The organism is Streptomyces sp. NPDC015130 (genome assembly GCF_043080005.1).
Classification (GTDB): Bacteria; Actinomycetota; Actinomycetes; order Streptomycetales; family Streptomycetaceae; genus Streptomyces.
Map to the genome: position 1 here is coordinate 326,920 of NZ_JBIBVC010000003.1, position 13,410 is coordinate 340,329.

The 13,410-nt window shown below is 72.8% G+C and carries 7 protein-coding genes; 3 read left to right on the forward strand and 4 right to left on the reverse strand.

The features are described from left to right. Nucleotides 1–190: 190 nt before the first annotated feature. Both ACF08F_RS07715 and ACF08F_RS07720 read right to left on the reverse strand, forming a co-directional pair. Nucleotides 191–1,561, reverse strand: a complete 1,371-nt coding sequence (locus tag ACF08F_RS07715; RefSeq protein ID WP_392297585.1) for a serine/threonine-protein kinase — start codon at nucleotides 1,559–1,561, stop codon at nucleotides 191–193. 241 nt (nucleotides 1,562–1,802) lie between these two features. After that, nucleotides 1,803–4,871 (reverse strand): BTAD domain-containing putative transcriptional regulator, encoded by a 3,069-nt coding sequence (locus ACF08F_RS07720; protein WP_392297586.1) that lies wholly within the window; start codon nucleotides 4,869–4,871, stop codon nucleotides 1,803–1,805. A gap of 131 nt (nucleotides 4,872–5,002) precedes the next feature. Between ACF08F_RS07720 and ACF08F_RS07725 the strand changes: the two genes are divergently transcribed. Together ACF08F_RS07725 and ACF08F_RS07730 are read left to right on the forward strand one after the other, a co-directional pair. Next, the gene (locus ACF08F_RS07725; RefSeq protein WP_392297587.1) at nucleotides 5,003–6,547 is read left to right on the forward strand and encodes a PQQ-binding-like beta-propeller repeat protein; all 1,545 of its coding nucleotides are present in this window, start codon (nucleotides 5,003–5,005) and stop codon (nucleotides 6,545–6,547) included. A 126-nt stretch (nucleotides 6,548–6,673) separates the two neighbouring features. Further along, nucleotides 6,674–7,447 carry an SDR family oxidoreductase gene (locus ACF08F_RS07730; RefSeq protein WP_392297588.1) on the forward strand — a complete coding sequence of 258 codons (774 nt, stop codon included), beginning with the start codon at nucleotides 6,674–6,676 and terminating at the stop codon, nucleotides 7,445–7,447. A 54-nt stretch (nucleotides 7,448–7,501) separates the two neighbouring features. On the opposite strand, the gene ACF08F_RS07735 is transcribed toward ACF08F_RS07730, so the two are convergent. Both ACF08F_RS07735 and ACF08F_RS07740 read right to left on the reverse strand, forming a co-directional pair. Continuing rightward, nucleotides 7,502–8,815, reverse strand: coding sequence for a cytochrome P450 (locus tag ACF08F_RS07735; protein WP_392297589.1), 1,314 nt, complete (start codon nucleotides 8,813–8,815; stop codon nucleotides 7,502–7,504). A gap of 23 nt (nucleotides 8,816–8,838) precedes the next feature. Beyond that, the gene (locus ACF08F_RS07740; protein WP_392297590.1) at nucleotides 8,839–10,317 is read right to left on the reverse strand and encodes a flavin monoamine oxidase family protein; all 1,479 of its coding nucleotides are present in this window, start codon (nucleotides 10,315–10,317) and stop codon (nucleotides 8,839–8,841) included. A 688-nt stretch (nucleotides 10,318–11,005) separates the two neighbouring features. On the opposite strand from ACF08F_RS07740, the gene ACF08F_RS07745 reads away from it, so the two are divergent. Further along, nucleotides 11,006–13,366, forward strand: a complete 2,361-nt coding sequence (locus tag ACF08F_RS07745) for a BTAD domain-containing putative transcriptional regulator (protein ID WP_392297591.1) — start codon at nucleotides 11,006–11,008, stop codon at nucleotides 13,364–13,366. The last annotated feature ends 44 nt before the right edge of the window (nucleotides 13,367–13,410 follow it).

Below are 13,410 nucleotides of genomic sequence, written 5' to 3' on the forward strand. Positions count from 1 at the left end.
GCCCGAGGCATGCAATCCGGCCCCACATGATCGGCCGGACAGGTCCTAGGTGACCTGAGTCGGAAGTTCTTCGCCACATGGGCGGGCATCAGCCGGATGCCGCGCGGCCGCCAGATCCTGCCCGGCCTGCTGGAGTCCTGCCTCCGGCACATCAGGTCACTCGCGAGAACGACCGGAAAACCGAATCGGATCACTGACTCGAGGCACCGCTGCCCACCTCCTCGCACGCGGTGACGACATCGACGTACGCGGAGTCCCGCACGGTGTCGCCGGTCCTTTCCTCGAAGGTGCGCGCGTAGCCGTCGAGGGCGGTGGTCACGCCGGGGTTCTTGGTCCTGTCGGACGCGTCGCGGAGCCGCTTCGCCAGCCGGTGCGCCTCGCTTGTCACGGCCGGATCGCCGAGGCGGAGGCCTTCGGCGTACGAGGGGTTTGCCTCCTGGAACGCGCCGATGGCCCGGAAGGCGTCGTCGCAGGCGGCTCGGGGGTCGTCGGTGTTCCCGAAGGGCCAGACCGACCAGGCCGTCCACACCATCGCCGCGCCGCACAGCAGGAGCGCGAGGCCTCCGACGGCCCGCCGACGCGGCGCGGAAGAGCGGCGCGGCGGCCCGGTGGGCGCCGTCGCCGGGAGACCGGGGCGAGGCGCGGTGACGGTGAGCAGGTCTGGCAGACCCGGCCCGTCGGGCGCGTCCGGTATGCCTGGCGCCTCCGGCATACCGGGTGCGTCCGGCGCTTCCCGCGCGTCCGGGGCAGCCAGCGCCGCCAGCGCCTCCGGGACGGTCAGGCGGCGGTCCGGGTCCTTCTCCAGCAGACCCGCGAGGAGCGGTGCGAGCCGTCCGGCCCGGGTGGGCGGCGGGGCCTCCTCGAAGAGGACGGCGGAGAGGCAGCCGGTGGGGGTGCCGCGCCGGAACGGCGAGATTCCCTCGACCGCCTGATAGAGCGTCGTCCCGGCCGAGAACAGGTCGCTCGCCGCGAGTCCGTCGGTGCCCCGCGCCCGCTCGGGTGCCATGTACTCCATGGAGCCGATGACCGTCCCCGCGGCCGTCAGGGCGGTGTCGTTGTGGTGGACCGCGATACCGAAGTCGGCGAGGAGGACCTCTCCGGTCCCGGCGAGCATGACGTTGGCCGGCTTCACGTCGCGGTGCACGGTTCCCGCCTCGTGCGCCGCCCCGAGCGCCCCGAGCAGCTTCGCCGCGATCCCTGCGGTCTCCTCCACCGACAGCGGTCCGTGGGCGTCGAGCCGCTCCTGCAGGGAGCAGCCGTCGATCAGCTGCATGACGACCCAGGGGAGCCGGTTCTCGACGACGACATCGTGGACCCCGACGATGTTCGGATGGTCGCGCAGCCGGGCGGCGTTGCGGGCCTCGCGGGTCGCGCGGGCCAGCCGTTGGGCCCGCTCGTCCTCGGACATCATCGGGAACAGCCACAACTCCTTGACCGCGACGTCGATGCACAGGGTCTCGTCATAGGCCTTCCACACCCGCCCGAACCCTCCGGACCCAAGCTCGGAGACCAGCCGGTATCGGCCTCCGATCACTTGACCCGGTCGCGCCCCCTGCGTCACAGCCGCCCCCCGGACCTCGTCGCTGTCCTGCCCGTGTTCAGCCTAGTGACCTGAGTCGGAGATGTTCTGGTAGTTCTCGCGAGTGGCTTGATGTGCCAGAGGCCGGACTCCAGCAGGCCGGGCCGGAACCGTCGGCCGCGCGGCATCCGGTATCGCCCATCTGACGAAGACCTTCAGGGTTCTCCCTCCCCTCCCCGGACCACCCGGCGAGGGATGGACCTTGCCCCAGATCGCGGTGGCCCTACGCCAGGTGCGCGGTGGACCGGTCGAGGGCCTCGCGCGCCCTCGCGTGCTCCCGGGGGTGGTCCTCCGCTCCCGGGAGGGCGAGGGCGGTACGGAACTCCCGGCACGCCTCGGCATGGCGGCCCGCCGCCGCGTAGGTGCCGCCGAGGCGGATCCTGACCACCATCTCCAGCCAGGTGCTCGTGCGCCCGGTCAGCGTCGACAGCGCCTCGTGGTGGGTGTCGACGGCCGCACGCAGGTCTCCCCGGTCGTGCTCCGCCGCCGCGAGCTGCGACAGGCCGGCCGCGCGCAGCGGGACGTCCTCCGCCTCGCGGGCCAGTTCCGCCGCCCGCCGCAGCAGCTCCGCGGCCTCCGAATGCCGGCCGAGGGCCGCCAGGGCGTCGGCGGCGAAGCACAGGGTGCTGCCGATCGCCCGGGGGCGGCCGTTCTTCTCGGCGAGGGCCAGGGCGGTGGCGTAGTGGTCGAGCGCCGCCTCGTGGCGCCCGTGCCGGGAGTGGATCGCGCCGAGGTTGCAGTGCGCCGTCCCGGTCAGCCAGTCGTCGTCGAGACCGGCCGTCAGGGACAGCGCCTCGGTGAGGTGGCCCACGGCCTCCTCGGTCCGGCCCAGTGGCCAGCTCGCGACACCCAGGCCGCCGACCGCCCGGGCGCGGTCCCGCGGATCGCCCTGGCGGCGGGCGTACCGCAGCGCTTCGGTGAACCACGCGACCGCCTGCCGGAACCGTCCCTGGTACACGTCGACGATCCCCAGGCAGACGCGCAGGGACGAGGCCATGCGCGGGTCGGTCGCCAGGTCCACGTGGTCCAGGGCGTGTTCGAGCGCGGTACGGCACTCGTGGAAGTGGCCCTGGCGCGCCAGGTGGTCGACGAGGGCCTCGGCGATCCGGCAGGCGTGGTCGTACTCGCCGGCGGCGGTCGCGAAGGCCACCACGTCGACCAGGTCTCCGCCGGCCGCGTCCAGCCACGCGGAGGCCTCGGCCCATCCGGGGAAGGGCGCGGGGTCGGCGACGGCATCGCCGTGCACGGCGTCACCTTCGGTGACGGCGTGCCGGTCGGGGAAGGCCCCCGGGCCCCAGTCGCTCGCCGCGCGGCCCGCCGCCGTGAAGAGCCGCAGGACCGCGGTGCGGTCGGCGGTCGCCTCCAGCGGCGCTTCTGCGGCGAGTCGCCGCGCGTGCGCCCGTACGAGATCGTGCAGCCGGTAGCGGCCGGGGTGGGGCTCCTGGAGCAGGCTCGCGTCCACCAGGTCCTCCAGGACGGCCTCGGCCTCCTCGACGGACCCGCCCAGCATGGCGGCGAGCGTGAGCCCGTCGAAACGGGCGGTCGGTGCCGACCCCAAGGCCCGGAATCCGCGCCGTAGTTCGGGCGCGAGCTGCTCGTACGACATCCGGAAGGCGGCCTCCACGCTGCGGTCCCCGGCCCGGAGCTCGCCGAGGCCGCGCGTGTCGTCGGACATCCGGCCGGCCAGGAAGGCCAGCGTCCAGGACGGGCGGTTCTGCAGCCGGGCGCCGGCGATGCGCAGCGCCAGCGGGAGACCGCCGCAGCGCAGGGCGAGCTCGCGGGCGGCCTCGGGCTCGCGGTCCGCCCGGGACCCGCCGATCAGCTCGCGGAACAGGCCGACGGAGGCACCGGGACCGAGCGGCTCCACGGTGAGCCGGAGGTCGGCGTCGAGCCCCGGCAGGCGCTGCCGGCCCGCCACCAGGACCCGGCTGCCCGGGCCCGCGGGCAGCAGCGGCCGTACCTGCTCGGCGCTGCGGGCGTTGTCCACGACCAGCAGCAGCCGCAGGCCGCTCGTCGCCGCCCGCCAGGCCGAGACCAGCTCCGGCATATCGTCCAAGTCAGCTGACTCGTGCGGGAGTTCGTGACCGGAGGAGCGCACCGTGCGCAACAGGCGGCGCAGGGCCCGCTGTGGGCCGACGGCCTCGTGGGCGGCGCCGTAGGCGTGCAGGTCCACGAACAGGCAGCCGTCGGGGTAGGAGTCGCCCAGCGTCCAGGCGGCGCGCACCACCAGGGCCGTCTTGCCGACGCCCGCCGTGCCGTCGACCGTCGCCACGGACACCGCGCCGGGCGCCACGGGGGCGGTGAGCAGGGCCAGTTCGGCCTCACGGCCGACCAGCCGGGCGGTGTCGCCCGGCAGTTCGTTGCGGCGCGGACCGGGGTGCGCGGGGGGCCGGGGTGTGGGGTCGGCCGGATCCGTGGGGTGGTCGTGCCGCGGCGGTGAGCCCGGGTGCGGGTCCCCGCCCGCGCCCGGGCGCGGAGCCCGGCCGAGCAGCAGCCCGTCCTCCCGGCGCAGGACGGCCTGGTGGACACGGCGCAGCTCCTCGCCCGGCTCCACGCCCAGTTCGTCGCGGAGCAGCCGCCGCGTCTCCTGGTAGACGGCCAGGGCCTCGGCCTGCCGGCCGCTGCCGTACAGGGCGCGCATCCGCAGGGCCGCCAGCGGCTCGTCGTGGGGGCGGGCCGGCGGCGCCGCCATGAGGGAGTCCAGGGCGTCCTGGTACCGCCCGAGCAGCAGCAGGCACTCGGCGCGGTCCTGGTGCAGGGCCAGTCGCAGGCGGGCGAGGCGGAGCCGCTCGCTGTCGGCGAGCGGCCCGGGCAGACCGGGCAGGGGTTCGCCGCGGAGCAGCTCAAGGGCCCGGCCGCCGTGGTCGAGGGCGGCTTCGAGGTCGCCGGCGGCCTTCGCGCGCCGCGCGAGACCTGTGTGCTCGGCGAGGTCCGCGAGGTCGGTCCGGGCCGCGCCCGGCACGAAGCGGTAGCCGCCGCGGCCCCCTTCGATCACCGAGCGGGCCGGTCCGGCGCCCGGCACGTCGAGCGCCCTGCGGAGCCCGTACACATAGCTCGGCAGGACCCGGTGGCCCGTCCCCGGCGGTTCGCCGCCCCAGACGTCGTCGAGGAGCTGCCCGTACGTCACGAAGGCCGGTGCGCGCAGGACCAGGGCGGCGAGAACCGCCTGGCGCCGCAGCGGACCCAGACCGAACGACGTCTCGCCGCGCCGGGCGCGGACGGGCCCGAGCAGCTCGATCCGCAGCCGCCCGACCGTCCCGGCCGGACCCGGCCCCGCTGCCTCCACACCCACTCCGATGCCCCGTGTCCCCGTGTTCCCTGCCCGCACAGGCGCCCAGTCTCCTGCATCAGCGGGAATTCATCCGCGCTGCAGAGCCTCTCCCCAGTGTGGGACTCGTCATGTCGGGTGCCGAGGGGAGACCGATGCACCACCCGCCACAGCCCTGGTACCGGCCGCACCAGCCCCAGCAGCAGGTCCCGGACAACCCGTACGCCCCCGGGGGTTACACCCCGCAGGAGCCGCCGCCCCGCCGCAGACGCTTCCGCAGGGGGCCGCTGGTCGCGACGGTCGTCCTCCTGTCGCTCCTGGCGGCGAGCGGCTGGGTGTACGCCCTCGTCGACGGCCCATGGCACCGGTCCGCCGGGCCCGTGGCGGACAAGGCGCCGGGACCGTCCGCGAAGCCGACGCCGTCCCGGACGCCGGCCGTCCGCACTCCGGAGCCGCAGCGGATCCCGACGTCGGAGGAGCTCAACGCCGGGCGCGCGGCCGGTGACGCCACGGCGTGGATCGCCGACGACCGGACCGACCTGCCCCGGCGGTCCGTCAAGCTCTACCCCCTGTGGATCGTCGGCGACACCGTCGTCCAGGCCGCGTACGAGAAGGTCACCGCCCGCCGTCTCTCGGACTGCGCCGAGGTGTGGAGCGTGCCCCTGCCCGCCTCCGTCTGCGAGGCGCCGGCCAACCCGACCCCCGACGGCAAGATCGTCGTGGTGTACCGGAGCGACCGGAACTGGACCGGCAACAAGTGCAACCAGCTCCAGATGATCGACCTCAGGACCGGGAAGGCGGGGTGGCGCAAGAAGCTCACCGAGACGGGTTCCATGGACGGCACGATCATGGTGAACAGCGCCGTCAGCGGTGGCACCCTCGCGATCGTCCAGAGCATGAAGGCCGCCGCGTACCGCGTCGACACCGGGGCCAAGCTCTACGACATCCCGCTGGAGAACCCCGGGAAGTGCTACCCCGACGACGTCGCGGGCGGCCCCCGGCTCGTGGTGAGTTCCACGTGCGCGATCAACGTCGACCGCGGCAAGTCCTACCACCAGCTCCGTGAGCTGGACCCGCGTACCGGCAAGGTCCGCTGGCGCTACCGCACCCAGGCCGGCTGGTCGGTCGGGAAGATGCTCTCCGTGGACCCGGTCGTCTTCACCACCTACCACCACAAGAAACTCTTCGACGACTGGCGGGTCGTGGCCCTGAAGCCCGGCGGGAAGCCCCGCGTCACCATCGACGCCCGGCCCAAGGGCTTCGCGTACTGCGCCGACGCGGGGGACTCGGGAGGGAACATGCAGCTGTGCCCGGGGACCGCCGTCGGCAAGGACATCGTCTTCCTCGGCGGCACCGACCGGGTCGGCGGCTACAGCCTCGACACCGGGAAACTGGTCTGGGGCGTGAAGTCGTCGGCCGGCACCCTGCACCCCCTGCGCCCGGACGGCGGCTCGTCCGCGCTCGTCTACGAGGCGCCCACGGACGAGGAGCCAGGCAAGATCACCCGCTTCGGTCCGGGCGGCGTGGACACGAAGAAGGACGTGCTCCGGCACCCCGTGACCGCCCGTGCGACCGAACGCCGCATGCTCGCCGGACGCCTGGCCTACGCGAACGGCCGGATCGTGATCACACCGAGCGGGGTCTCCGGCGACGACGCGAACCACGAGGCCCGCATGCTCTCCTTCGCTCCCGGACCGTAGGGCCTGACTTCCGGTGCCCCGCCGACGCGGTGGGGCACCGGTTACCGGTCAGTGATCACACAGTGATACCGGCCCGGTTACGGTCGGTGTCGTTCAGTGAGTCGCTTGACGTCTTCAGGAGTTGTGATGGGCAAGTACGCCGGCAAGAAGGCCGTGGTCATCGGTGGGACGCACGGCATGGGCCTCGCCATGGTGCAGGGGCTGCTCGACGGCGGGGCCGAGGTCCTGCTGACGGGGCGCAACAAGGACAACATCGAGACCGCCCGCCGCGACCTGGACGGCAAGGCCGTACACGTCCTGCGGTCGGACGTCGCGAGCATGGACGACATCGCGGAGCTCGGCACGGAGGTCGAGAAGAAGCTCGGCGGCGTCGACGCCGTCTTCGTGAACGTCGGTTACGCCGCGCTCGAGCCGATCGCCCTCGTCACCGAGGAGACCTACGACCGGCAGTTCAACGTGAACACCAAGGGCGTGTTCTTCACGGTGCAGAAGCTCGCCCCGCTCCTGAACGACGGCGGGTCGATCGTCTTCACCACCTCCATCGCCAATGTGACCGGCACCCCCGGCATGGGCGTGTACTCCGGTGCGAAGGCGGCCGTGCGCTCCTTCGCGCAGGTCTTCGCCGCCGAGCTCCTGCCCCGCGGCATCCGGGTCAACTCCGTCAGCCCGGGCTTCATCCACACCCCGACCATGGGCATCGCGGACGCCACGGCCGAGGAGCGCGCCATCCTCAGCGCGGTGGGCGACGAGCTCACCCCGATGAAGCGCCACGGCACGCCGGAGGAGGTCGCCACGGCCGCGCTCTTCTTCGCCTTCGACGCGACCTTCACCACCGGTGTCGAGCTCGTCGTCGACGGTGGCCTCACCCAGCACATCCAGCCGGTTCCGCCGCAGCAGTGAGCGAAGGCCGGTGGCCCGCGGAGCGGCATCGCCGCCCCGCGGGCCACCGGCGTCTCAGGACGGCGAAGGTCCGAGGAGGACGGGCAGCGTGCGGTGACCGTTGGAGATGAACGACTCCAACGGCAGGATCCGCTCCGGCGGCTCCGCGAGCCTGATGCCGGGGAAACGCTCGAACACGGCGGGCAGGGCGATCGTCGCCTCCAGACGGGCCAGCGGCGCGCCCACGCAGTGGTGGACGCCGTGGCCGAAGGCCACGTGCTCGCGGCGCGTCGGGCGGGTGACGTCGAAGGCGTCGGCCGTCTCCCCGTGCGGACCGGGATCCCGGCCGGCCGCGCCGAAGGCGATCATCATCGCGTCGCCCTTCGGGATCACCAGGTCACCGAGGTCGATGTCCTCGATCGCGTACCGCATCGGCAGATTGGCGAACGGCGCCTCCAGACGCAGCGTCTCGTCGACCAGGTCGTCCCAGCCGGCCGTCCCGTCCCTGAGCAGCTCCAGCTGGTCGGGATGGGTCAGCAGCGCGTGCACGGCGTGGTCCAGGAGGTTCACCGTGGTCTCGTGGCCCGCGGTGAACATCAGCAGGATCGTGTCGATCAACTCCCTCTCGGTGAGCCCGGATCCACCGTCGTCCCGCACCGAGATCAGACCGCTCGTGAGGTCGTCCCCCGGCTCGCGCCGCTTGGCCGCCAGCAACTCTCCCATCAGCTCGTACAGTTCGCGCTCGGTGGCCTTCGCCTCCTCCAGGGAGGCCGAGGTCTGCAGGATCGCGTGGATCAGCCGGATCAGGTCCGGCCGCATCTCCACGGGAATGCCGAGCAGCTCCGAGATCACCTGCGTGGGCAGCGGATGGCAGAACTCGGCGCGGAAGTCGACGGGTTCACCCCCGTGGGACCCGGCTATCCGGTCGAGCAGTTCGGCGGCGATCTCCTCGACGCGCGGGCGCAGCGCGGCGGTCCGCCGGTAGGTGAACGCCTTGGCGACGAGCTTGCGGAGCCTGGTGTGCTCCGCCCCGTACGCCGTGATCATGTTGCGGTCCGAGACCCACATGGCGAGCGACCAGCTGTCGCCCAGCTCGCCGCTGGCCCAGGCCGGCCAGTGCTGGTGGGTGTCGCGGGACACCCGGGAGTCCGTGAGGAGCTCCTTGACCAGCTCGTAGTCGGTGACGGCCCAGACGACGACGCCACCGGGCAGCTCCACCCGGGTCGCGCGACCCCGGGCGCGCAGCAGCGCGCCCTCGCCGTGGATGTCACGGCCGGCCGGATCGATGACGTACGGATCGGTGACGTACGGATCGACTGCTTGCGGATCGGCGGCCTGCGGATCGGTGGCGCTCGGATCGGCGGCGTACGGACAGGACGTTCTGTTCATCCGGTTTCCCCCCTCCCGGCCCGTCAGGCGCTGACGCGCTGCGCAGCGAGCGCTCTCGGCGCCACGACCTGGGCCGCGGCCCGGCCGGACTCGATCGCCCCGTCGACGAAGCCGTTCCACACGCTCGCGAGGTCGCCGCCCGCGAACGCGATCCGGCCGTACGGCCGCTGGATGTCCGGGAGCTGACGCAGCAGCTGGCCGGGACGGCGGAGCGCCTGGGCGCCCTTGGCGTACGGGTCGGTGCCCCAGTCGTGCGAGCGCACGGAGACGACCTGGGCGGTCGGCAGGTACTCCCGGACCGCGGCCTGAACCTGCGAGAGGCTCGTCGGGTCGAAGGTCGGGTCGAAGGCGAAGCCGATCATGAGGTGGCTGCCGTCGGTCAGCTTGGCCGTCGGGAAGAGGCTCTCGATGCGCTGGCCCTCGTACCCCTGGCAGAGGGTGAGCGGCGTGACACCCCGGACCTGCATCCACAGCTTGATCGTGCGGCGCACGCCGATGCCCTCGACCGCCGCGTCGGCGTGCACCTTGGGCAGCCCCGGCGCGAAGCGGATGTCCTTCCACACGTTGGTGGGGACCGCCACGACGACGTGCGAGGCACGGAAGGTCCCGCGGTTGGCCGTGACGACCGAGACGCCGCTGCCGGTGTCCGCGATGGCGGTGACCGGGGTGTTGAGCTTGATGGTCAGCGGCTCCTCGTACAGCATCGCGCGGACGAGCCCGCTCATGCCGTTGAGGCCGACGCGCTGGGACATCAGGGAGAACCAGCCGTCCGCGTTCCAGCCGGTGTGCGCCCACCACTGGGCGAGCGAGGTGAGCGCGCCGTCCCTGCTGGAGCCGCCGGCGAAGCCCGCGACCTGCGAGCTCAGCCAACCCGCGTCCTGCGCCGAGAGGTTGAGCTGGGATATGCGGTCGTGCAGGGAGAGGGGGTCGACCGAGCGCAGCAGGTCGGCGCGGAACAGCGGGTCGCGTGGCCGCTCGAAGTACTGCTGGGAGCCCTCGAAGAGCTGGGCCAGCATCTCGCCGAGCCGGCCGAACACCTCGCCGGGCGCGAAGCTCGTCGGGCCGCTCGCGGTGGGGTAGATCGCCACCTCCGGCTGGATCTCGGTGGTGAGCGGGATGTTGTAGCGGTCGAGCTCCTCCATGGCGAAGGTCTGCGCCGGGTGGATCCACTGTCCGCCGAGCTCGATCTTCCGGCCGAGGTAGCTGTCGGTCCAGACCCGGCCGCCCACGCGGTTACGGGCTTCGAGGACCAGGACCTGGAGTCCGCGGGAGCGGAGCTCCCGGGCGGCGGCTGCGCCGGCGAAGCCCGCGCCGACGACGATGACGTCGTAGTTCGTCCGGGCGTCCTCGGTGACCCGGGCGGGGCCGGCGTGTGCCGTGCCGCCGAAGGCGAGCGAGCCGGCCGAGGCGGCGACCGCGGCAAGACCGGTGGCCTTGAGGGCGGTACGGCGGCCCACCGGGCGGTGAGCGCCGGAGCGCGGCGGCGTCCTGTCGGTGTTCACGATGTCTCCTCGATGTTTCTGCCGCGTACTGAGACGTACAGAGGCGTAATGAGATGTTCCGCTTTCGCCCCTGAGCCGTTCGGATTTGAACGATTCCCGGACGGCGAGCGAATGGATTGAGCCGAATGGCCGTGCCGGTGCGAAAGTAGCCGAGGAGTCGCCGAGTCCTGCCCAATGCCTGCTCACGGGCCGGTAATAGGAGAGGGGTGAGCGGGCGGAGAGGGGACGGTTTCCCGCCGGTGCTCGAACAGTGGGGATCTTCGACGACGGTGGAGGAGCACCGCGACGCCGACGACTCGGGGTCCGGGGGCGCCGTCGGGGGCTTCGGCCCAGGCACGGCGCGCGCGGGGCGTCCGGCGGCGGGGGGCCGCCGGCCCCGGTTCCCCGGCAAGCCTCTCAAGGAGAACGGCCCACCGATGTGAAATCATGGCAATCGGCGGTGAAATGCGCGGCCGTTATGTCCTGGATTTCCGACCAAACTCCAGGTGGCTGAATGTTTCAAGCCAAGAAACAGTAAAATCCAGCCAAGAACTAATGATGTCCGATTGCGGGGGAGCATGGCGACGCGCTGGCGGAAGAGAGTGATACGGCCGAGACGCCGACACGGGGACGTGAGTGGGGCCATGGGGACAATTGTTGGATCTTGCGCAGTCCAGGGGGACACATGCACATTCATATGTTGGGGCCGTTGGAGGTCGTTTCCGAGGGCGGGGGGACCGTCTCACTAGGGGGATCCCGTCAGCGGGCGACCCTCGGCTTCCTTCTGCTCAAAGCCAACAAGGTCGTCGCCACCAGTCAGCTGCTGAACGCCGTCTGGTCGGCCGACGACGCCCCGAGCTCGGCTCGGAAGATCCTGCAGAACGCGGTCTGGGGACTCCGCGGCATCCTGCACAACGGCGCGCAGGCCGGTCCCGGCAACCGGACCGTGCAGGCGCCCGCCCTGCTCACCCAGGCACCCGGCTACATGCTGCGCGTCGAACCGGAGCAGGTGGACCTCTTCCGCTTCGAGCGGCGCGCGACCCAGGGGCGGGCCGAACTGGAAGCGGGCCGGACCGAGTCCGCGGCACGACTCCTGAAGGAGGCGCTCGACCTCTGGCGCGGACCCGCGCTGACCGACCTGGTCGAGACCGGGATCTCCTGGCCCGAACTGTCGGCCGTCCAGGGCGCCCGCACCGACGCCATGGAGGACTTCTTCGAGGCGCAGCTCGCCCTCGGACGCCACCACTCCGTCCTCGGCGAGCTGGAGACGCTCGTCGAGCAGGAGCCCCTCCGCGAACGGGCCTGCAGCCAGCTCATGCTGGCGCTGTACCGCTGCGGACGTCAGGCGGACGCGCTCAACGTGTACGGCCGGATCCGTTCGGCCCTCGTCGAGAACCTGGGCCTGGAGCCCGGCCACGAACTCCGCACGCTCCAGCAGGCCATCCTCACCCACGACCCCGTCCTCACCCTGCAGGGCGGATCCACCTCGTACGAGTTCACCCAGGCCGCCGCCACGACCGAGCACGCGGTCGCGCTGCGCGGCGTCGCCGGAGCCCCCGCCTACCGGGCCGGCTCGGGCCCGTCGCCCGCCCCGGCCGAAGGGGCGGTCGCCGGTCCCGTGGAGGCGAGCCCGCCCGGAGCCCACCAGGCCGTGGTCTCCGAGCACCGCAAGGTCGGCGTCGTCCTCCTCAGGACCGAACTCCACGCCCACGCCTCCGAGACGGGCATCGAGGCGGACCGCCTGCTCCAGGGGACGGCCGCCGCGGTCCAGGAGGAGATCGAACGCCACGGCGGGACCGTCGCCGGTTCCGTCGGCCCGTTCTCGCTGGCCCTGTTCGGCGTGCACCGCGGTCGCGCGGACGACGCGGAACGCGCGGTCCGCGCGGCCCTCGCCATCCGCGACCGGCTCGCCCCCACCCAGCAGCTCGCCGTCAAGGCGGCCGTCGAGGTGGGGGAGGCGCTGGTGCGCTACCTCCCCGGCGACGAGGAGACCCCTCCGTCGGCCGTCGGCGCGCTCATGGACGAGTGTCACCGGCTTCTCGCCCTTGTGCCCCAGGGCGAGATCAGGGTGAGCGACAGCACCTTCCGGGAGACCGAGTCCGTCATCGCCTACGAGCCGGCCGAGGATCCGTCGAGCGGCTGGCGGGTCAGGTGCGCCGGCGAGGAACCGGCCGACCACCACGGCGTGCCGATCGTCGACCGCGAGATCGAACTCGAAGTGCTGCGCGGACTCCTGGAGCTCGCCCGGCACCGCGGCAACCCGCACCTCGTGACCCTCCTCGGTCAGGGCGGCGTGGGGAAGACCCGGTTCATCGTGGAGCTGGAGCACCGCATCACGGGACGCCCCCACGCGCCCCTGTTCCTGGCGACCCGGGCCACCCTCCTCTACGGCAACCACCCGCTCTCCGCGCAGATCGCGATACTCGCCTCCTGCTGCGGGATCCAGCAGGGAGACTCGGGCAAGTCCGCCCGGGCCAAACTGGCCAGCACGCTCCACCAGCTGGTCCAGTGCGAGGAGACGGCGGGCCGGCTGCTGCCGTACCTCAGCCCGCTGGTCGACCCCGAGGGCTCGGAGATACGTCAGCCGATGGTCTCGGAACTCCTCAACGCCTGGTACGAGTTCGTGGGCCTCGCCGCCGAGGAGCGGCCCCTCGTGATCGTCGTCGACGACCTCCACCGGGGTGACGACAGGCTGCTCGACTGCGTCGAACAGCTCCCGGAGAGGGTCGGCGCCGTGCCCCTCGTGGTGATCGCGGCCGCCCGCCCCGAACTGCTCGAACGCCGCCCCGACTGGGGCAGCGGCAGCCGCCAGGCCACCACCCTCACCCTCGAACCGCTCTCGGACGCGGCCGAACAGCGCCTCCAGGAACTCCTGTCCGCCGCCACGCCCGGGGACACGCAGGAGACGGCGGCCGGTGCGGTGGGCGCGATCACGGCCGGCGGGGGCAGGAGCCCCGGTGGTCGGCCGGGCCGGGCGGTGCTGCGCCTCGCGGAGCACCGCCATCCGGGGAAAGGCCCCGGCGCGCACGAACCGGTCGAACGGGTCCAGGGCGAGCGCCAGTACGGCTGACGACCGGCGGTGTGGCCCGTCCCGGACGGGACGGGCCACACCGC

Excerpts from the sequence above, each read along its gene's own strand:
- ACF08F_RS07725 (WP_392297587.1), top strand. The coding sequence starts at position 5,003 with ATGCACCACCCGCCACAGCCCTGGTACCGGCCGCACCAGCCCCAGCAG.
- ACF08F_RS07735 (WP_392297589.1), bottom strand. The coding sequence starts at position 8,815 with ATGAACAGAACGTCCTGTCCGTACGCCGCCGATCCGAGCGCCACCGAT.
- ACF08F_RS07730 (WP_392297588.1), top strand. The coding sequence starts at position 6,674 with ATGGGCAAGTACGCCGGCAAGAAGGCCGTGGTCATCGGTGGGACGCAC.